The 625-nt window shown below is 45.8% G+C and carries 2 protein-coding genes; one reads left to right on the top strand and one right to left on the bottom strand.

Going from position 1 to position 625, the window contains the following annotated elements:
- Window positions 1-133, bottom strand: a 133-nt coding sequence (locus tag A3739_RS31340; protein ID WP_156502418.1) for a DUF2390 domain-containing protein, incomplete at its 3' end; no start/stop codon positions are given.
- Window positions 134-212: 79 nt separating this feature from the next.
- On the opposite strand from A3739_RS31340, the gene A3739_RS06800 reads away from it, so the two are divergent.
- Window positions 213-625: ATP-binding cassette domain-containing protein (locus A3739_RS06800; RefSeq protein WP_156502419.1), on the top strand; the 413-nt coding region annotated here is incomplete at its 3' end.

The raw sequence follows: 625 nt of genomic DNA on the forward strand, positions 1-625 counted from the left end.
GTGCAAACAGACATAAATTGATATCCAGATCCTTATGATCTTGAGCGTGCATTAGTATGTTCTTAATGTCTTCTTGCTTCCAAAGCATTATTGAAAACTGCCAGAAGTGTTCAGCATTATTATCTTTGTTCATAATCTAGAGCGTCAATGCGTTGATGTACGCGCTATTATCCGCTACCTTGCGCGGCGAGTTCTACCTGAAGTGATGATTCATGCTTAAGATTACTGAAATGACACTGCGTCGAGGCCCTGAGCCGCTGCTTGAAAACGCAGACGCCAACATAGCGGATGGACAACGCGTTGCGATTGTTGGGGCGAATGGCGCGGGTAAAACGAGTTTATTCAAACTTCTGTTGGGTGAATTGTCGACGGATGCAGGTGCTTACCATTTACCCGGTAATTGTCGCATTGCGCATATGGCGCAAGAAGTCGAAAGTTCCGAGCGTTCGGCGCTTGACTATGTCATGGATGGACACCATGTTTTTCGCCGCTTGCAAGAACGCCTGGAGCTCGCGCAAGAGCAAGAAGACAATCATGTTATTGCTAACATCCATGGTGAACTCGAATCGATCAATGCCTATCAAATACCCGTTGATGCCAAAAAACTCTTACACGGATTAGGATT

The organism is Oleiphilus sp. HI0067, assembly GCF_001635735.1.